General features: G+C 59.2%; 15 protein-coding genes. 12 read left to right on the top strand and 3 right to left on the bottom strand.

Annotated elements, in window-relative coordinates:
* The first annotated feature begins 6 nt into the window (after positions 1-6).
* From ACYQ2U_RS13165 to ACYQ2U_RS13155, 3 genes are read left to right on the top strand one after another with little or no spacing between them, the layout of a single operon-like run.
* A complete protein-coding gene (locus ACYQ2U_RS13165; protein ID WP_459950837.1) occupies positions 7-1,671 on the top strand; it encodes a long-chain-fatty-acid--CoA ligase in 1,665 nt (554 codons plus the stop codon).
* Between the two features lies 1 nt (position 1,672).
* On the top strand, positions 1,673-2,656 hold the full coding sequence (locus ACYQ2U_RS13160; protein ID WP_459950836.1) for an NAD(P)H-dependent flavin oxidoreductase: 984 nt from the start codon (positions 1,673-1,675) through the stop codon (positions 2,654-2,656).
* A gap of 19 nt (positions 2,657-2,675) precedes the next feature.
* Positions 2,676-4,484, top strand: coding sequence for an acyl-CoA dehydrogenase family protein (locus ACYQ2U_RS13155; RefSeq protein WP_459950835.1), 1,809 nt, complete (start codon positions 2,676-2,678; stop codon positions 4,482-4,484).
* On the opposite strand, the gene ACYQ2U_RS13150 is transcribed toward ACYQ2U_RS13155, so the two are convergent.
* From ACYQ2U_RS13150 to ACYQ2U_RS13140, 3 genes are all read right to left on the bottom strand, one after another.
* On the bottom strand, positions 4,485-5,081 hold the full coding sequence (locus tag ACYQ2U_RS13150) for an RluA family pseudouridine synthase (RefSeq protein ID WP_459950834.1): 597 nt from the start codon (positions 5,079-5,081) through the stop codon (positions 4,485-4,487).
* Between the two features lie 190 nt (positions 5,082-5,271).
* Positions 5,272-5,502 carry a hypothetical protein gene (locus tag ACYQ2U_RS13145; protein WP_459950833.1) on the bottom strand — a complete coding sequence of 77 codons (231 nt, stop codon included), beginning with the start codon at positions 5,500-5,502 and terminating at the stop codon, positions 5,272-5,274.
* A 139-nt stretch (positions 5,503-5,641) separates the two neighbouring features.
* Positions 5,642-6,622, bottom strand: coding sequence for a sigma 54-interacting transcriptional regulator (locus ACYQ2U_RS13140; RefSeq protein ID WP_459950832.1), 981 nt, complete (start codon positions 6,620-6,622; stop codon positions 5,642-5,644).
* Between the two features lie 538 nt (positions 6,623-7,160).
* Here ACYQ2U_RS13140 and tssC point away from each other — a divergent pair.
* From tssC to ACYQ2U_RS13095, 9 genes are all read left to right on the top strand, one after another.
* On the top strand, positions 7,161-9,209 hold the full coding sequence (gene tssC, locus ACYQ2U_RS13135; protein ID WP_459950831.1) for a type VI secretion system contractile sheath large subunit: 2,049 nt from the start codon (positions 7,161-7,163) through the stop codon (positions 9,207-9,209).
* 41 nt (positions 9,210-9,250) lie between these two features.
* Positions 9,251-9,844: an Hcp family type VI secretion system effector gene (locus ACYQ2U_RS13130; RefSeq protein WP_459950830.1), complete on the top strand. Its 594-nt coding sequence runs from the start codon at positions 9,251-9,253 to the stop codon at positions 9,842-9,844.
* A gap of 72 nt (positions 9,845-9,916) precedes the next feature.
* Positions 9,917-10,321 (top strand): type VI secretion system baseplate subunit TssE, encoded by a 405-nt coding sequence (gene tssE / locus ACYQ2U_RS13125; protein ID WP_459950829.1) that lies wholly within the window; start codon positions 9,917-9,919, stop codon positions 10,319-10,321.
* 12 nt (positions 10,322-10,333) lie between these two features.
* The gene (gene tssF / locus ACYQ2U_RS13120) at positions 10,334-12,148 is read left to right on the top strand and encodes a type VI secretion system baseplate subunit TssF (RefSeq protein WP_459950828.1); all 1,815 of its coding nucleotides are present in this window, start codon (positions 10,334-10,336) and stop codon (positions 12,146-12,148) included.
* On the top strand, positions 12,112-13,224 hold the full coding sequence (gene tssG, locus ACYQ2U_RS13115; RefSeq protein WP_459950827.1) for a type VI secretion system baseplate subunit TssG: 1,113 nt from the start codon (positions 12,112-12,114) through the stop codon (positions 13,222-13,224). Before tssF ends, tssG begins: the two co-directional genes overlap by 37 nt.
* Entirely contained in the window at positions 13,221-15,893 is a 2,673-nt protein-coding gene (locus tag ACYQ2U_RS13110; protein WP_459950826.1) for a contractile injection system protein, VgrG/Pvc8 family, read from the top strand. Before tssG ends, ACYQ2U_RS13110 begins: the two co-directional genes overlap by 4 nt.
* Positions 15,894-15,895: 2 nt before the next feature.
* Complete coding sequence (locus tag ACYQ2U_RS13105; RefSeq protein ID WP_459950825.1) at positions 15,896-18,589, top strand: DUF2169 domain-containing protein; 2,694 nt, start codon at positions 15,896-15,898, stop codon at positions 18,587-18,589.
* Positions 18,586-19,674 carry a pentapeptide repeat-containing protein gene (locus tag ACYQ2U_RS13100; RefSeq protein ID WP_459950824.1) on the top strand — a complete coding sequence of 363 codons (1,089 nt, stop codon included), beginning with the start codon at positions 18,586-18,588 and terminating at the stop codon, positions 19,672-19,674. Before ACYQ2U_RS13105 ends, ACYQ2U_RS13100 begins: the two co-directional genes overlap by 4 nt.
* A complete protein-coding gene (locus ACYQ2U_RS13095; RefSeq protein WP_459950823.1) occupies positions 19,671-20,255 on the top strand; it encodes a DUF3540 domain-containing protein in 585 nt (194 codons plus the stop codon). The genes ACYQ2U_RS13100 and ACYQ2U_RS13095 overlap by 4 nt, the downstream gene beginning before the upstream one ends.

Below are 20,255 nucleotides of genomic sequence, written 5' to 3'. Positions count from 1 at the left end.
GAAAGCATGGAAAAGATCTGGCTCAAAAGCTATCCGCCAGGAGTGCCGGCTGAAATCGACCCGAACCGCTATCCATCCCTGGTGGCCATGTTGGAGGAAAGCTTCGCCAAGTATGCCGACCAGGTGGCCTATATCAGCATGGGTCGCGAGTTGACCTATCGGCAATTGGACGAGCTCTCCCAGAATTTCGCTGCCTGGTTGCAAAGCCGGGGATTGGGCAAGGGCTCCCGCGTGGCCTTGATGATGCCCAACCTGCTGCAATACCCGGTCTGCCTGTTCGGCGCCCTACGGGCCGGCTGCGTGGCCGTCAATTGCAATCCGCTGTACACCGCTCGCGAACTGGAACACCAGTTGCGGGATTCCGGTGCCGAGGCCATCGTGGTGGTGGAGAATTTCGCCGCCACCTTGCAGCAGGCCTTGCCCCATACCCCCCAGATGAAACAGGTCATCGTCGCCACGGTGGGGGATATGCTGGGTGCCGTGAAGGGTAGGGTGGTGAACCTGGTCCTGCGCCGGATCAAGAAGGTGGTGCCCGCCTGGTCCCTTCCCCAGGCCATTCCCTTTCCCAGCGTGTTGGCAGAGGGCAAGGGGCTGACGTTCAAGCGTGTCGACCTGCACCCCGAGGACTTGGCCTTCCTGCAATACACCGGGGGCACCACCGGCGTGGCCAAAGGCGCCATGCTCAGTCACCGCAACATCGTCTCCAACGTACTTCAAGCGGAAGCCTGGATCAGTCCCGCCGTGCGCGAGCGCGAGGAATTGATTGTCACGGCTCTGCCGCTGTACCACATCTTCGCGCTAACGGCGAACTGCCTGACCTTCCTCATGATCGGCGCCCGCAATCTGCTCATCGTCAACGCGCGGGACATCCCTGGCATGATCAAGGAAATGGGGAAGTATCCGTTCACGGCCGTCACCGGCGTGAACACCTTGTTCAATGCTTTGCTCAACAACCCGGCCTTTTCCCAACTGGATTTTTCCACCCTGCGCCTCACCCTGGGCGGCGGCATGGCCGTGCAGCAGGCCGTGGCGGAGCGTTGGCAAAAGGTGACGGGCAAGCCCCTGGCCCAAGCCTATGGATTGACCGAAACCTCTCCGGCCGCAACCATCAATCCCTTGGAGTTGGCCGGGTTCAACGGTTCCATCGGCTTGCCGATTTCCTCGACGGAAGTTGTCATCCGTGGTGACGATGGTCATGAAGTGGTGCAAGGGCAGGTGGGGGAAATCTGCATTCGCGGGCCCCAAGTCACCAGCGGCTATTGGCAGCGTCCCGATGAAACCAACCTGGTGCTGGGCAAGGACGGTTTCCTGCGTACCGGCGACCTGGGCTACATCGATGACAAGGGTTACGTTTTCCTGGTGGATCGCAAGAAGGACATGATCCTGGTCTCCGGTTTCAACGTCTACCCCAATGAGGTGGAGGAGGCGGTGATCCTGCATCCCGACGTGATTGAAGTGGCCGCCGTGGGAGTTGCCGACGAGCATTCGGGCGAGGCGGTGAAAATCTTCGTGGTGCGGCGGAATCCGTCCCTGACGGCGGAAATGCTGATCGCCCATTGTCGCCAGCAGCTCACCGGCTACAAGGTGCCCAAGCACGTGGAATTCCGCCACGACCTGCCCAAGACCAACGTGGGCAAGATCCTTCGCCGTGCCCTCAAGGAAGGAGCCTGAGATGGCCATGCCCAAAGCGCTTCAGGGCCGCCTGGCCCTGCCGGTGATTGCTTCGCCCATGTTCATCGTCTCGAACCCGGCATTGGTGATCGCCCAATGCTTGAATGGCATCGTCGGCAGTTTCCCCGCCCTCAATGCCCGGCCGCAGGAAACATTGGGCCAGTGGCTAACCCAGATCGAAACTGCCTTGGCCGAAGCGAAACAGGCTGATCCCAAGCGGATCATCGCACCTTATGCGGTGAACCAGATCATCCATCAGAGCAACACCCGTCTCGAACACGACATGGCGGTCTGCGTCGAGCACAAGGTGCCGATCATCATTACCAGCCTGCGGGCACCGGACATCGTGGTGCCTCATGTGCACGGCTACGGCGGCCTGGTTTTCCATGACGTGATCAGTGTGCGTCATGCCGAGAAAGCCCTGGAAGCTGGTGTCGACGGCTTGATCCTGGTCTGCGCTGGTGCCGGTGGTCACGCCGGAACATTGAGTCCGTTCGCTCTGGTCAATGAAATTCGTCGGTTTTACGACGGCCCGATCATCCTCTCGGGTGCCATCGCTCATGGCCGCTCGATCCTTGCTGCCCAGGCACTCGGCGCCGATCTGGCCTATATGGGGACATGTTTCATTGCCACCCAGGAGGCCAATGCCAGCGAGGCCTACAAGCAGGCGATCGTGGATGGCGTTGCTGACGACGTGGTTTACACCCCTTATTTCACTGGCGTCTCCGGCAACTACCTGAAGGCCAGCATCCGTGCCGCCGGCTTGGATCCCGACAACCTCCCCGTACGCGACAAGAGTGCCATGGACTTCGGCAGCAAGGCCGCCGAAGCCAAGGCCTGGCGCGACATCTGGGGTGCGGGGCAGGGGATCGGCGTGGTGGATCAAGTCAGCGATACCGCGGCACTGATTCAACGTCTCAAAACCGAGTACCAGGCCGCCCAGGCCGATCTGTCTCAAAAAATGGCTGGTTTTGCCGCCCTTTGACATTCATCAGGAATTTTCCATGAGCCAGTATCAAGCACCGATCACCGACATCCGCTTTGTCATGGAGACATTGACGGACTTTTCCTCCATTTCCCAATTGCCGGGTTTTGAGGAAGCCACTTCCGATGTGGCCGAGGCCATCGTGGAGGAGGGCGGTCGTTTTGCCGCGGAAGTCGTTGCCCCCCTCAACCGTATCGGCGACACGACCGGCTGTCAGCTCGATGCCGATGGCTGCGTGACAACGCCACCAGGTTGGCAAAACGCCTACCGCCATTTTTGCGAAGGCGGGTGGAATGGCATCGGTTCCCCTACCGATTTCGGTGGGCAGGGTCTGCCCAGCGTGCTGTCCCTGGCGGTCAAGGAACTGGTGACGTCCGCCAACTTATCCTTCTCCCTTGGTCCGCTGTTGACAGCCGGTGCCGTCGAAGCCATCAGCCGCTGCGCCAGCGATGAACTCAAGGCCATCTATCTGCCTAAGTTGGTGAGCGGCGAATGGACCGGCACCATGAACCTGACCGAGCCCCAGGCCGGTTCCGATCTGGCCTTGCTACGTAGCAAGGCCGAACCAAGCGATGATGGCAGTTACCGGATCTTCGGCCAAAAGATTTTCATCACCTATGGCGAGCATGATTTGGCGGAGAACATCATCCACCTGGTGCTGGCCCGCTTGCCCGATGCGCCGCCGGGCATCAAGGGAATTTCCCTGTTCGTGGTACCCAAGTTCCTGGTAAACGCCGACGGCAGCCTGGGCATGCGTAACGATGTTCAGTGTGTTTCCTTGGAGCACAAGCTGGGTATTCACGCCAGCCCGACCTGCGTCATGACCTACGGTGAGAAGGGTGGGGCGGTCGGCTACCTGGTGGGCAAGCCCCATCGCGGTCTTGAGTACATGTTCATCATGATGAACGAAGCCCGTCTGGGCGTCGGCCTGCAAGGGGTCGCCATTGGCGAGCGGGCGTATCAACAGGCACTGTCCTATGCCCGCGAACGGATTCAGGGACGGGATGTGGTGACCGGCAAGGATGGTGTCGCCATCGTGCACCATCCGGAAATCAAGCGCACGCTGCTGTCCATGCGGTCACGGGTGGAAGCCGCCCGCGCCCTGGCCTATCTGACGGCCTCTTGGCTGGATCGGGCCCATGCCCATCCTGAGCAGGAGGAACGTCAGCGCTACTTGTTCCAGGCCGAGTATCTGATCCCCATTGTCAAAGGCTGGGCCACGGAAACCGGCGTGGATGTGGCATCCCTCGGCGTCCAGGTACATGGTGGCATGGGCTACATCGAGGAGACTGGCGCTGCCCAACACCTCCGCGATGCGCGGATCACTACGATCTACGAAGGCACCACGGGCATCCAGGCCAACGACCTGGTGTTCCGCAAGCTGTTGCGCGACGAGGGCGCCACTGCCCGGCTGATTTTCGCCCAAATCCAGCAGACGATCTCGCAATGCCGCGAATCCGGCGATGCCACCATCAAGGGCATCGGCCTCAAGCTCGCAGTGGCCGCCGAGGCCCTATCGCGTGCCACGCTTTGGGTTGCCGGACAGCTGCGGACCAATGCCGGTGCCGTGGCCGCCAGTGCCGTACCCTATCTGTACCTGTCAGGCACGGTCTTCGGAGGCTGGCAAATGGCCAGCGCCGCGCTTGCAGCGGAGTCTGTCCAAGCCAAGGGAGAGGGCACTTTCAGCCCGGTTTTCCTGAAGGAAAAAATCGCGGTGGCCACCTTCTTTGCCCACCACGTGTTGCCCCAGGCCAATGCCTATGCCGAGGAAATCACCCACGGCGCGCCTTCGGTCTGCGATCTTGAAACGTCTTTCTGGCTAGGCTGATCAAAAGGGCGGCGGGGAGACGATTTCCAATGTCTTCCCCGTCGCCGGGTGCGCCAATGCCAGATAACAGGCATGGAGCATTAGGCGTTTGGCGGCAGTCATGGATTTTTCCGTGCCGTACAAGTCGTCGCCGAGAATCGGATGCCCCAGGGCATTCATGTGCACCCGCAGTTGGTGGGAACGACCGGTAACCGGCTCCAACTCCACCCGAGTGGTATCTCCTTCGGCATCGACCGATAAGCGCTTGTAGTGTGTCAAGCTGGGCCGGCCATGGACATGGTCCACAATCTGGCGTGGCCGGTTGGGCCAGTCCACGATCATCGGCAAATCGACCGAGCCTTCCGGCGTCTCGACACAGCCGTCAACCAAAGCTTGGTAGCGCTTGCTGACCTTGCGGTCTTGGAACAGGATGCTTAACTCTCGTTGGTACTTCGGTCCACGTCCCATTACGACAATCCCCGACGTAGCCAAATCCAAACGATGGACGATCATGGCATCGGGAAACTCCAGTTGAACGCGGCTCAACAGACAGTCGGCCCGATCATCACCTCTGCCAGGCACGGTGAGCAATCCTTCCGGCTTTTCAAGCACGATCATCTGCTTGGATAAATGAAGGATTCTCAAACCCTCATGGGCAGGCGGTTGGTATTGAAAGCGAGGAGCGTCGGACACGGAATGAGATTTCAAGGAGATCTGAATTTCGGGATGGTATCACCATAATGCCAAATAATGTATATTATGTAAAATAATAAAATTGGCTTTCATCCTTTTAATACGGCTAAGGAAACTAGACATTCATTGGGCGACGGTAGATCTTGTTGTTGCCGATCGTGACTGATTCAAGCTGGCCGCGTGATACAAGCAGATCAAGCGCTTTTTCAGTTAGCTGGGGCTGCAATGCCAATTCGCTTGGCAGCCACCATGCGTGAATTCCACTCAAAGTGTCAGCACTCTTTGGATGTCGTTGCAGATAATCAATAATGGCGATGGCCAAGTTTTCTATGAAGGTGGAGTCCATTCTGGAGTTTGGTGATTGGCCTCGAAGTAAGAAGGATGACGATTACTACGAGCAAAGACAAGTACAGCTGCTCGACTAGCTCACGGCTACGTAACTTGTACCCCCTACCCTCATACACATGGTGTCGATGCGGTGAAACTCAAGCTTCGTTAACGCCGAAACCATACTTGCGCGCCAGTTTTCCAAAAGCACTTCGTTCCTTCCCCGCCATCCTGGCAGCGGCGGATAAGTTACCCTGGGTAAGGTTGAGTAGTTCTTGTACATAAGAGCGTTCAAATTCAGCGATGCTCCGTGCCTTGGCCTCCTTGAAGGAAAAACGGGTGCGATTGAGCAAGCCAAGACCAAAGCATTTCGACGATAAATTGCTGCGAGCAACCTGCAATTGCAATTCATCACCTTCGGTCAAGAGAAAGTCCTGGTGTAATAGATTTTCTAGTTCTCGTATGTTGCCGGGCCACTCATAGTTTTGGATGAAATCAACGGCATCCTGATGAAGCCTTTTGGCGGGCATTTGATACTGCCGTTCAAGACGGCGCAAATAAGCGTGGGCCATTTCGAGCGCATCGCTGCCGCGCTCACGCAATGGTGGTATGTGCAACTTGAGAACATTGAGTCGGTAAAGCAAATCCAGCCGAAACCGCTGGGCTTGACTCAATTTTTCCAAATCAGCATTGCTTGCGGCAATAACGCGGACATCAGCGTGGCGCAAGGTTCCGCTCCCAACTCGACGGTAGGTGCGATCCTGAAGAAATCTGAGGAGCGTCACTTGGGCCTTGCTCGATAGGCCATCAATTTCATCGAGAAAGAGCGTTCCGCCATCCGCCTCGCCGATCAGGCCATTGGAAGCATTCTTCGCATCGGTGAATGCGCCCTTCTCATGGCCGAACAACTCGCTCTCGGTCAAGCTCTCCGCCAGTGAGCCACAGTTAACCGGAACAAAGGGTTTTCCCTTCCGCTCCCCCAGGTAATGAAGCGCGCGGGCGGCCTGTTCCTTACCCGTGCCGCTTTCTCCTGTGATAAGGACAGTAGCGCCAACATTTGCAAAACGTCGTATTTGTTGAAGAACATTTTTGAACTGCTGAGAGCTTCCCAGCAAGTTGGAACTGGCCATGTTTTCCATCCGCACGCTCCTGGAGTGAAGGGCTATGTTTCTTGCGAAAAACAAGATCGGACTAGCAGTATGTCATACGAAAAATAAAAAACTAGCGTCTGCAATGTGAAGAAATTTATTGCCGAATGATGTGCTTAAACAAAAGATATATACCGTTCGCATTAGTGATGGCATGAAAATCAGTGACCGAAAAACGATGAATGGAAAACACCCACCTTGGGGAAAAACTACCCATGCGAAGAAATGCCGGCTGTACCCAGGAATTTCAAGGGAAAAGGAAGGATCACGGCCTGAGGCGATGGGTGAAATAAACCGCATGTGAGTAAAACTGATTTTCTAGTCAGTCAAAAAAATACTTTTTTATCAGTGGTTTGTTGGGTTTTCGATTGTTGGCACAGGTCTTGAGTTATTCCGCCCACAACATCTTTGTCCCTCACGGTCAGTGCAAACCTGAGGTGGGTCGCGCACAGAACCAGGATGGACAAAGCACGGGCCCCCGACCATAGGGACGGTGTGGCGTTTTTCTCGAAACTTTGGAGCACACACTATGTTGGGAAGCATCCAAGACAAACTGTTACGGGTTCGACCGCCACGGGTACGCATCACCTACGATGTGGAAACCGCTGGCGCGATCGAGAAAAAAGAACTTCCATTCATCGTCGGGATTTTTGCCGATCTCTCCGGCGAGTTGGATCCTGAGAAACCACCGCTGCCGCCCATCAAAGAGCGGAAGATGACGGAGATCGATCGGGACAACTTCAACGATCTGATGAAAAAGATCGGCCCCCGGGTCGGCTTGGGCAAGGTCAAAAACCTTCTTGACCCGGCATCCACCCCTGAAGCCCCCGTCAATCTAGGTGGCTCCATCGTCTTCTCATCCCTGGACGACTTTTCACCGGCGGCGGTCGTCGAAAGAATTCCCGAGTTGAAAAAACTCTACGACTCTCGCAAAAACATCCGCAAGCTCCAGGCCAAAGGGGAAGGTAGCACCCCGGTTCAGATGTTCTTCGAGAAAGCGTTGAACGATGCCGATCTCCAGGGGGCACTCAAAGGCTCATTTGATGGCGTAAAAGCCGATGCCTTGGGAACTACCGCCCTTCCCGATGCAGCAGATGCCTTCCTCAAGGGCTACTACCTGGATGCCGACGGTGTGGAAATCGAGGGGCGTAAGAAGGCAGCCTCCGAGTTGGCCGGTGAGTTCTATCAGGAACTTCTTGTGGACCTCCCTGCCGATCACCTGACCGGGGCAGCGGCCTTCATGGACGACAAGGTCGCCTCCCTCGACGTTCTGATCAGCAAGCAATTGGCCGAAGTCATGCATGCCGAAGGCTTCCAGAAAATCGAAGCCACCTGGCGCGGCCTGCACTATCTGGTATCCCGATCGGAAACCGGCGCCATGCTCAAGCTTCGCGTCCTCGATGCCTCCAAGAAGGACATGGACGACGACTTGAACAAGGCAGTCGAGTTCGATCAGAGCGGCCTATTCAAAATGATCTACGAGGCCGAGTACGGCACATTCGGCGGCGCACCCTACAGCCTGCTGGTGGGTGACTATGAGTTCGGCCGCACGCCGGACGATATTCGCCGCCTCAACAAGATCGCCGAAGTGGCCGCTTCAGCCCATGCCCCCTTCATCGCCTCCGCCGACGCCAAACTCTTCGACTTGTCGACTTTTGGAGATCTTCCCAAGCCCCGCGACTTGCAGAAAATCTTTGAAACCGACGAACTCATCGAGTGGCGAGCCTTCCGCGAGTCAGAGGACTCCCGTTACGTCACCCTGACCCTGCCCAAGGTGCTGCTGCGTCTGCCCTACGGCACGGAGATGCGCCCTTCCGCCACCAAAGATGTTCCCAACCCCAAACCCCGCCGCGTTCCCGTCCCGGCAGAGGGTTTCGTCTACGAGGAACTCAAGTCTCCCCTGCCGAGTGAGGACTCCAAAGCTTTCCTCTGGGGGAATCCGGCTTTTATCCTGGCGGAACGCATCACCAACGCCTTTTCCCTGTACGGATGGACCGCAGCCATCCGCGGCGTCGAAGGCGGTGGTCTGGTGGAAGGCTTGCCGGTTTACACCTACACCTCCGACCAGGGCGATGTGGACATGATCTGCCCCACTCAGGTCTCCATTACCGACCGACGGGAAAAAGAGCTGAACGATCTGGGCTTCATGGCCATCTGTCATGCCAAGAAAAGCAACAAAGCAGCATTCTTCGGCGGGCAGACCACCAACAAGCCCAAGCTTTATATCTCGCCTTTGGCCAACAGCAACGCGCAGATATCGGCCATGTTGCCCTACATCCTGGCCGCATCGCGCTTTGCCCACTACATCAAGGTCATCATGCGGGAAAAGCTGGGGAGCTTCCTTACCCGGAGCAATGTGGAAAGCTACCTCAACAGCTGGATCGCCCAGTACGTACTCCTGGACGACAACGCTTCCCAAGGCATGAAGGCCGCCTATCCCTTGCGTGATGCCAAGATCACCGTAACGGACATCCCTGGCAAGCCAGGGGCCTACAACGCCACCATCTTCCTGAAGCCTCATTTCCAACTGGAAGAACTCACCACGTCTATTCGCCTCGTTGCCGAACTACCGGGCTAACGATATCCCTGCGATGACAACTTATTAATGAGGAAACCAACATGGATTTGATTCTTTTGGAGCCCGGCGATCAAAGCATCATGGGCGAAGGCAAGGCCTGGACGATCGATGCCGGGGAAAGCCTGATTGACAATGTGTGGCGAGACAACTCGACCATGAAAGACATGAAACGTTGTGTCGAAATGGTGTCCATACATCAAGGCCTCAAGCAACAGATGACCACCGACGTGTCCAATTCCGCACGGACCTCCGGTCGCCCCATTGTCAGCGAATTCACCTGCGTCAAGTATGCGGACAAGATCTCGGTTCTGCTCTATGACCGATGCTTGCGGGCAAAGCCGCTGGACACCAAGGACTCCGGGCCGACCAAGATTTATGTCTGCCGAAATTCCGGTGACCAGACTTCGGTGATCATGACCATTTCCCTGCGCTACGCCATGATCAGCGAGATCCAGTTCCAGTCCCACCCCAACGATATGCCCACCGAGCAGTTCAAGCTGAACTTCGCAGAAATCCTTTGGGAACACACCGTGCAGAAGGTGGACTCCAGCATCGGCGGCAACATCTCCAGCGGCTGGTCACTGGCACGCAACCGGCCTCTCGATGGAAAGTTCTCCGACGGCTTTAGTTCCTAAGCATTGTCCGTCTGGAATGCCGGCAACCTTGTTTCTGGGTTGCCGGCATGGCGGTCGCCCCCGGAGACGTCTATGCAATATCTTTTTGAGCGCCTCGCCAGTCGTCATCCCGATCCTCAACATGAGCCGAGCAAGGAAGAAATGCAGATCAATGTGATGCGGCAAATCCAGTGCATCGTCGCCAGCCGTCCCTGGCTGGAGGGCGGGATGGACAGTGACGGCGAAAATCATCTGCTGTCCTTCGGACAAGCGGCTGTTCCCGACCTGTCCTCTGGCAATGCTCAGCAGTTACGGCACTACGGCGAGCATCTCAAGAAAATGATCGCACTCTACGAGCCTCGACTGGAACAGGCCAAAGTCACCGTGGAGCCCAGTGCCTCACCCCATACCTCGGGACGGGTGACGGTAACGGGCCAGTTGCAGGTGGAAGACGAAGTCATGCCGGTGCTCATCACCAGCGAACTTCGCATGGATTAACGCAGGCCATCCATGCCCAACACCCTCAAGGATTATTTCGTCGACGAACTGGACGCCCTACGACGGCAAGCTGTCGAGTTCGGTCAAGACCACCCAAGAGCAGCCCGCGCCCTTGCTCTCTCCCATGAAGGACGCAGCCGCGATCCCCAGGTGGAGCTCTTGCTGGAATCCTTCGCCTATTTATCGGGTCGCCTGCAACACCAGGTGGATCAAGATGAGGCCCTCCTCCCCAATGCCCTGCTGGGCCATCTTTACCCCCACTTGGCGGCGCCCGTCCCCACCATGATGGTGGCTCAGGTGGACGTCAGAAGCGATGGCGCAAACTTCTCCAACGGTGCCACCCTGGCCCGTGGCCGCTATTTCAAAACCCACGCGGCAAGCGATGTCGATCAGCCCCTCGAATGCCGTTTCCGCACCTGCTACGAAACGCCTCTGTGGCCCCTGGAGATCATCGAGGTCGCCCTCACACCGATCAACCATTACGACAGCATCGGTCGCGACCCCCAGACCCACTCCGTCCTCAAGGTAAAAATTCGCAGCTCGGGAAAAGATCCGATCCAGGACTTCAACCTCAGCAGTCTTCGCTTCCACATCGATAGCGAAGACAACCTGTCGATCAGACTTTACGAACTGTTTTCACTGGACTTCCTTGGGGTAGCGCTGCATGTCCCGGGAGAATCCCAGCCCCGTCCACAAGAGAACAGTCGCTTGCGCTGGGTCGGGTTCGACGAAGAGGAAGCCGCCCTGCCCCAAGGCTACGGCGTGCACCCCGGCTACCGCCTGGTGCAGGAATACTTTGCCTTCCCGGAAAAATTCCTGTTCTTCGATATCGACAATCTCGACCTGAGCGGCGTCATCCATGAGTTCGATTTGCTGTTCACCTTAAGCGCCACACCAGATCGGGGCCTGTCCTTCAGCAGCCAATCCCTTCGGCTCAATTGCATTCCCCTGGTGAATCTGTTCAGTCAGCGCCTGGATCCCCTTGCCCTGGACCAGTCCCATTACGAATACCGCTTGGTGGCCAACCGTGCCTACCATCGTTACTACGAAATCTATGCCATCGAAGAACTGATGGCGACCCGACCCAACGCCACACCTCGGGTGATACACCCTTGTTTTTCCCTCGACGACTTCATGTCTATGGAAAACCAGGACTACTTTTACATCAGCCGTCGTGCCGAGAGCACCTTGAGTTCGGTGCCCGGAACCGAGACCTATGTCTCCTTCCAGGATCCGAATTTTGACCCTTTCCAACCCACCAAGGATGTCATCGGCGGTCGCGTCCTGTGCACCAACCGGCGCTTGGGAGAGAGCCTGCAAATCGGCAACGACCTTACCCTGGAAGGTCCCGGTCCGGTTCACGGCATCCGCATCGTCAGCAAACCGACGCCCTATCAGGCACCATCCTTGATGGGCAACAAGCCTTGGGCGCTGGTTTCGCAACTGATGTTGAATCATCTTTCCCTCAGCGAAGGCACGATCGCCCTCAATGCGCTGAAAAGCATCCTGCGCCTCCATCTCGGCCGCGCCGGCAGCCAAGGCTGGAAACAAATCGACAGTTTGGTGGATTTGGCCTGCCGGCCCATGGTCCGCCACCGTGGAAAAGACGGCTGGCGAGGTTTTTTATCTGGCCTGCACATCCATCTCAAGATCGACAGCTTGCGTGCCAATGGCAGCAACTCCGTCCTGTTCGCCGAAGTTTTACGTCGTTTTTTTTCCCTCTACGCCAGTATCAACACGGTCGTAGAAGTCAGTCTCGAAACCATGGACAAGAAAGGCACGGTTAAGCAATGGCCGCCCCTGGCTGGCGCACTGCCGATCCTCTAACCCGCCGCCTGCGGCAGGACTACGCCCACATCGACTTCTATCAGTTGGTGTGGTTGCTCCTGCTCGAGCGTCGGCGTCAGGCCAACGCACCCGCCAAGGCAATGACGACCGTGACGGTGAAGGAGTTGGATGCCTCGGTCCGCTTCCGATCCAATGCGGAAGGCGCCTTCCCTGGACGAGAAGTCTGCGCCGTGCAGGACAGGGAAGTGCTTGTTCAAGGCGAAACCCATCCGGCACCGCCTGACGTGGTGATGAACAACTATTGCCTCGCCGGCGCCCAGGGGCCCCTGCCCGACACCTATATCGAATGGATTCGCGACCAGGAACGGGACGGCAACGGCGATACCAATGCTTTTCTGGATATTTTCAACCATCGCTTCAACGCCCTTCGCTACCGACTCAAGGCCCGCCATCGGCCCAGCCTGGAGGGCACGAATCCTGAGCAAGGCCGCATCGCGGGATATCTGGCAGCGATGATGGGCCTGTTCACGCCGGGCTTGGCTGAACAATTACCCTTGCCGCGGCGTGCTCTGCTTGGACTGGCGGGACTCCTCACCAATTCCCGGCGCAGCCCTCCGGTCTTGCAGGCGGTTTTGAGGACCTACCTACAGGTTCCCGTTCGGCTTGAACCGCTCCAGGGAAATTGGCACACCATCGAGAAATCGGATCTGATGGCCTTGGGCAAAGCCAATTGCCGTCTCGGTCAGAACAGCATTGCCGGCGCAAGAACCTGGGATGAGCATGCCGATGTGACCGTTGTTGTCGGTCCCATGGACTATTCCCGATTCATCCAGTTGCTGCCGGAAAAGAATCCCCACGCCCATTCCGCCTTTGCCACCTTGCTGCGCTACCTGCTGGACCGGCGGCACAACTGCCTGGTGCGTTTCCTGGTTCAGGATGATCCAACACCCGAGCCCCAGCATCCGGAGCGTCATTTGACTGCCGCACCCGACGCCCGGCGGATTGGTCTTTACCTGGGTCACACGGCCTGGTGCTCGGGGAATAAAAGCGATAGGGCCAAGTTGCGCTGCGTGGATGTCCGCATTCCCGCCTTCCCATTGCAGAGGGCCGCATGAACGACCATATCGACGCCAAATATCTTCAGACGGCTATCGCCAAGGCGGATCATCCCGCGGTCTACCTCCATTGCGCCATCACCCTGGCCGATGGTCGGATACTGGGTGCAGAAACCTTTCGGCTGGTGCATCTCCAGGGCCAGGAGAAGATTTCCGAGCCCTTCGAGTTCCAACTGGAACTCCATGGCAACACCGACTACGATCAGCCTGCCCTGCGCTTCGACGAGCTGATGGGCCGCCCCATCACTTTCGGCGTGCAATTGCCGGTGAAAGGCGAAACCGACGCCGATGACCGGGCTTGGGCCAGTCCTCTTTTTGCCAAAGCCTTACGGGGCGAACCGGTGAAAGAGCTTTCCCTGTTCAACGGCATCGTCGGCGGCCTTGCCATGGAGCAGCCCGGGGTTTACCGGGCGACGGCAAAGCCGGCCTTGTGGCGCCTCACCCTGACCAACCACTACCGGGTTCTCAGCCAGATGAGCGTGGCCAAGGCCATCGCCGCCGTGCTCGAGGAACACAATGTCGCCTACGACATGAAGAGCATTCTCGGCGAGGAAAACCTGGCTTCCACCCGCATCCAGGACTGGCTCCAGGCGGGAGAGTCCGATTTCGACTTCATCCGGCGCCTGATGGGCAAGGCCCATCTCTACTATTACTTCCAATACACCGGCAACAGCCATACGGTGACCTTCAGCAATCAGGCCAAATACCTGGAAGTTCCCCTGGACCGCCCGCTGCGCTACACCTTCACGGCGGCCGATGAACTGGGCTTGATACAGTCCGATCTGGTAAGCCAGTACAGCATTCGCCAAAACCTGATCAGCAGCGGCGTGAAAAGCGTCTTCGCCTCCACCCAGGAAACCTGGGAAGAGGACACCATCCCCGTTTTTCAGACTTACGCCGACAGTTCATCCGGCGACATCGGATCCCAACCCTTCCGCCTGTTCAAGCTCTACCAATACGGCGGCAGCAAATTGGAAGTGCACGATCACACCGTCGCCGCCTCCCAGGCACTGGCCGCCACGGGATTGCAGTTCTCGGGAGCCAGCTTTTGTCCCGTTTTCCGCGCCGGGTACCAATTCCAGGTGCACGAGGAAATGGCAGCGGGCACCGCGCCGCAGCCGGTGTGCCCCAGCATCGACGGGCGCTGGTTCGTGCTGACCGAGGTCAAGCATGACGCCAGCTTGGATGACGGCAAGTACAGCAACCAGTTTGAAGCGACCGATACCACGGCACTGGTAACCCCCTTCTCCATCCAGGAAACCCAGCAGGGCACGGTCCTCGGCAAGGTCGTCGGCCACGATCAGGATGAAGCTCCGACGGATTGGCGCTACTACCCGAAGACCGTGTTCGACCTGAAGCTGATGCCCATGGAGGACAAGCTGTCTGCCGAGCCCAAGCCCAGCCTGCGCGCCCGGGGGGTGCTGGTGGAACTGGCCACCGACAACGGCGCCGGCCAACCGATCTGGGTCAAGCTGGCCTCCCACATGCAAACCGTGCCGGAAATTGGCGTCACGGTCATGGTGGCCCGGGCCAACGACGAGTCCGAGTTGCCGGAAATCCAATCCATCGTCCATAACAACGGCAACAAGGTGGTGGTCCCCGGCGGCTGGACCGCCAGCACCTTTGTCGGCAATAGTTACAACACCCACTACGGCGACGGCACCAGCATTCGTTACGGCTGGAAATCCTCGGTCAATCTGGATGAGGCCGTAGGCATCGTCAGCAACGCCTACGCCACGGGGAAATACCGGGATGCCTCCTACAGCAAGGGCGGCGGCTACAGCTACAGCACCTCCGAGAACGGCAAGGACGGCCTGCTCTCCGCGTCCGACTCCTACGGCTCCACCTACAGCACCCACCATGGCGCCATGAGCCAGAGCACCACGGTGTTCGACAACACCGACAGCAATTCCACCATCACCGGCACGGCAAAATCGGTGAGCAGCCACAACATTGTGGAAAACACCTCCAGCACCAATGTCCAGACCAGCACCAACACCATAGGCAGCACGACCTCCTGCGACGCCATCGGCAATAGCAACAGCACCTCGGTGGTGGGGCTTTCCACCAGCCTTCATGCCGTCGGCCAAAGCATCAGCACCAGCGCCGTCGGCTCCAATGTCAGCCTGTCGGCCACCGGAAGCAATGCGGCCATCAACATGGAGGGCATGAGCAACACCCTTTCCATGACCGGTATGCGCAGCGGTATTTCCTTGCTCGGCGCCGGCGACGACCTGAGCCTGGTGGGCTCCCAAAGCAGCATCTCCGCCGTTGGCTCCCGCGAAAGCATGGAAGCCCTCGGCGCCAGCAACAGCATGTCCCTCACCGGCGTCACCGACCATATGGGCATGACCGGCAGCGCCAACGCCATGACCCTGACCGGGTCCAATACCTCCATGTCCCTTACCGGCAGCACCATGGGCATGAACATCATCGGCAGCAGCACCGACCTCACCGTGGTGGGCAGCAGCAATCGCATCAGCGTCACCGGCTCCGCCACGGAAGTCTCGGTCCAGGGAGACAGCACCTCGGTCAACGTGGTGGGCAGCAGCACACGGGTCAGCGTCGCCGGTCCCGGCGTCACCATCAGTGCCGCCGGAGCCCAGGCCGAAATCACGATAAAAAGCAGTGGCATCAATCTCGTCGCCAGCATCGAGATCACCCTCTAGCCATGAAAATCATCAAGCCCCTCACCCTCGGCGTCTTGACCAAGCCCTATCGCTATCGGGGCACCCACCGGCTTTCCGTCGCCGTCTACGGTTTTTTCCGTCTGGGCGGCGACCACCAAGGCCGCTTCCTGATGGAGAACCTGCAATGGCCGGCCGTCCTGGCCAGTCTGCCGATTGAGCACCCCCTGGATGAGATCATGCCCAAACGGTGCGGTGAAGTTCTCCTGGCGGGCAGCGCCCATGCTCCCCAGGGTAAAGCTTTGACCGAAATGCCGGTGCGCCTCGCCTGCGCCGGTATCGACAAGACCTTGCGCATCGTGGGTGATCGCCAGTGGTACTACGGCCTGGTTCCATGGTATCGGACAACCCGTCCCCAGCCCTTTACTCGGATGCCCATCGCTTACGACCGGGCCTTCGGCGGCCCCAAGCATCCGGGCAACCTGATCGGTCGCGGCTACAGCGGCAACGTTCTGGCCGGGTTGATCGGCCTCAACCGCGGCCTGTTGCCCAATGTGGAATATCCAGGGCATCCCATCACCCGACATTGGAAGTCCGCCCCTCCCGCCGGTTTCGGCCCCCTGGACCTGCGCTGGACACCGCGCCAGGGCCGAGGCGGCAGCTACGATGCAGCCTGGCTCGCGGAGGATGCCCCCGGCCTCGCCCGGAACATCGACTGGCGCATATTCAATCGCGCGCCAGAAGACCAGTGGCTGACCGGCTTCTTCCAAGGCGGCGAGGCTTATCAGCTTGACGGCCTGCATCCCAAGGGCAGCCTGACCGGCGCCCTGCCCCGCTTGTCCATGCGCGCTTTCCTGCAAAAGCAGGGGGCCAACGACATTGAGGAAATCCCCCTCCATTGGGACACGGTCTGGTTTTTCCCCGACGGCCATGACGTGGACCATCCCCTGGGTGCCGTCATTTGGCATGGAGAAATCCCCATCACCGACAGCGACGCCCTGGATGTTGCCACGGTCATGGCCGGCTATGAAAACCCGGCCCAGCCACGAGATATGGAGCACTACCGGCAGGTATTCGCCTGGCGCACCGATCCGGCCCTGGCCGCCCTCCATGCCTTCAACGAGGCCGAGCTATCGCCGCCGCAAGACAGCGCAGAGCTTGAGCGGCTTGCCGCCGATCAACGGCAAGCCCAGGAACAACGGGAAACCGCCCGGCAAGCCCAGGTTGCGGAACTGCTTGCCGAAATGAACGATGAGTTGCAGCAAGCCGGCCTGCCCCCTCAAGCGGCGCCCAAGCTGCCGCCCCAAACCCTGGTGCCGCCGACTTCCGCCGCCATCGCTGCGGGAGACTTCGACCTCTCAGGCTTTATCGCCCAGGCGCAACAAATGGCCGACGATGCCAAGGCCCAGGCCGAAGCGGCGCGGCAGTCCATGGCCGTTGAACAAGCCCAGCTTGAAGAACTGATCGCCAGCCAGCAAGCCACAGCCCCCAATGCCGGGGACGAGGTCGAAGCTCAATGGCAGGAAGCTTTGCACAAGGCGACCCAGCCAGCTTTGGATTTGGTGGGAGGGTCGGCGGACAGCGACGAGGATTGCCGCCCGCTGCTGGACCACTGGGCCACGCTCCCCCCGCCCAGTGCGGAAGAAAGCGCCCAGCGCCGGGATGCTGTCAACAACATCCTGACCGCCAAAGCAGGAAAGCGCGCGGCCCGCCGCGCTGCGCCAAAACCCGGATCCCCTGCCCTGGCCCCATCGGCCGCAAGCCGGCTCGGCCAACAAATCCTGGCCTGGATCGGTGCCGGTGTCTGCCTTGCCGGCCGCGATTTGGCCGGGGCGGACCTGCGGGGGGCCAAACTTGACGGTGCCGACCTGCGGGAAGCCCTGCTGGAAAATGCCGACCTCCGGGGCGCCAGCCTACGGGAAGCCAAATTGATGGGAGCCGTGTTGTCCGGCGCCCAGTTGGAGAGTGCCGACTTCCATGGCGCCGACTTGTCCCAAGCCAACCTCAGCGTCAGCCAGGGCAAGGGGACCATCTTCAAGGAAGCCAATCTGACCGGTGTCCTGGCCCAGGAAGCCCACTGGCCAGAAGCCGACCTGCGCGGGGCCTGCCTCGACAAAATGATCGGCCACAGACTTGATCTCAGCCGGGCCCGTCTCGACGGCGCCAAGGGCGAAGCCACCCTGCTCACCGAGGCCAACCTCAGCGGGTGCACCGCCTATGTGGCTGAATTCCGCATGATGGTCGCCTGGGCGGCGGACCTCAGCCATGGGGATTTTTCCGGGGCAAAACTGGACACCTGCGTCCTGCTCGATGCCAAGCTGGTGGGCAGCCGCTGGAGCGGCGCCAGGCTGGACAAGGTCCAGGGCGGCGGCAAAGCGGACTGGAGCACGGCTGAACTCAGCAGCGCCGGACTGTTCCAATGCGGCTTCAACGGCGCCCGATTCACCGCCGCCAATTTCGCCGGCGCCCAACTCTACAAGTGCGACCTGGGTCGCTGCGACCTCACCGCCGCCGACTTGTCCGGCGCACTGCTTTCGGGATCGCTCTTCTACGCCGCCAACCTGTCCTCCTGCCGGGCGCCGGGTTCCGACTGGTTGGGCGCCCTTTGCCGCAAGACCGACTTCACCGATGCGGACCTGACCGACGCCAATCTGGTCCAGGTGGAATTGACCGAGGCCCGTTTTACCGGCGCCCATTTGCAAAACGTCCGTCTCGACAGCAACCGGAGGGCAGCATGACTCCCCCAACGCAACTCGACTGGGCTGCCGTGGACCGCTTGCTGAAGCGGCGCGAACCATTGCGCGATATGGATTTTTCCGGACTTGACTTGTCCGGGCGCAATCTTTCCGGCGCCTTGCTGCAAAACTGCCTGCTGAAAGCCAGCCGCCTCAAAGACAGCGACCTTGCCGGCACCACGCTGCTGGATTGCGACCTGTCCGGGGCAGATCTTTCTTCGGCTCGCTTGAACACCACTACCCTGCTCCGCTGCCGCCTGACCGCCGCGGCCATGCCCGTTCAGCCCATCACCCAATGCGTTCTATCAAGTTGCGACCTGACCCGGGCCCAGTGGAAAAACGCGGATATCCAGCTCACGGTCTTCAATGAGTGCGATCTCAGTTCGGCGGACCTCAGCGGCAGCCGTTGGACCCGTTGCGCCGCCGTAGGTGCGATCCTGGCGGGAACCGATTTCACCGGCAGCCACTTCGACCAGCTTGCCCTCAACGACACCGATCTGAGCGCGACCGTCCTTACCGGCATCGAGGCGCGTACCACCCTGTTCATGAACGCGAAACTGAGCGGGCAGGACTTGAGCGGGCTCTCCCTGACCCGCTGTAATTTCGACAATGCGGATCTGAGCAGGGTCAATCTCGACAATGCCTTGTTCTCCGAATGCCTTTGCCGCAACGCCCGCTTCATCGGCACCTCGATGAAGCAGATCCGGGCGGGTCACTGCCTCTTCCTCGGCGCCACCCTGGCGGATGTGGACCTCCGCCAGGCAGACCTGGAGTCCAGCGTGTTCCAGGCGGCGAAATTACGCAACGTCCGCCTGGACGGTGCCCGCTTGCTGCGCAGCGTCTGGGATAAAAGTCAGCACGAATATGTGTCTTTTGTGGACACCGACCTCACCTTCGCCCGTTTCGACCATGCGGAAGGGATCCATGTGGATATGGGCAGGGCCGTCCTCGATTACTGCCGCCTTCATAACACCCAGTTTCCTTCCGCCGCCTTTCGCAACGCCAAACGACGCAAGGCCACGGGCACCGATACGAACCTATTGGCGGCTGAAAGCCGCACCCTGCACTTGGAGAAAACCCTGCCATGAGCGATGAACGCCACGATTTCCATCTTTCCTTGGACAAGCAGTCTGAGGAAGACATCGTTCTGCTGCCGAGAACCGTTCTTTGGGCCGAGGCCTGCGTCAAGGTGCTGCTGGGGGATGACCGCTATTTGCTCGATAACGGACGCCTCACCCAGCGCGCCGCCTCTTGTCTGTTGCAACCCCAGGTCGGCGACCGGGTGATGGTCCTGAGCCTGAACGAAGAAGCCCACATCGTCCATATTCTTGCCCGAAACAAGGATGGCGAAGCCCTGCTCTCCGTGAGCAAGGCCAGCAGCCTGACTCTGCGCCAAGAGGAAATATTGATCGAAAGCCGCCGCCGCCTGCGCCTGCGCTCCCTCGGGGATACCGAAGTCACGGCGGCCACCGGCACCCTTTCCCTCCAAGGGCGCAATCTTTTCATCAATGCGGTGGACAGTCTGGTCCAGCAAGCCAGCCACTGGATCTGCCGCATGGGTCATGCCCTGATCGAAGCCAGCGAACTACTGCGCATGCATAGCCGCCAAGCCCTGGTTACGGCGGACCGGGACATCAAAATCGATGCCGAACGCATCTCCATGGGTTAG

This window comes from Denitratisoma sp. agr-D3 (genome assembly GCF_054658675.1).
Note: the sequence above shows the minus strand (reverse complement) of the source record. Positions and strands in the feature narration are given on the sequence as shown.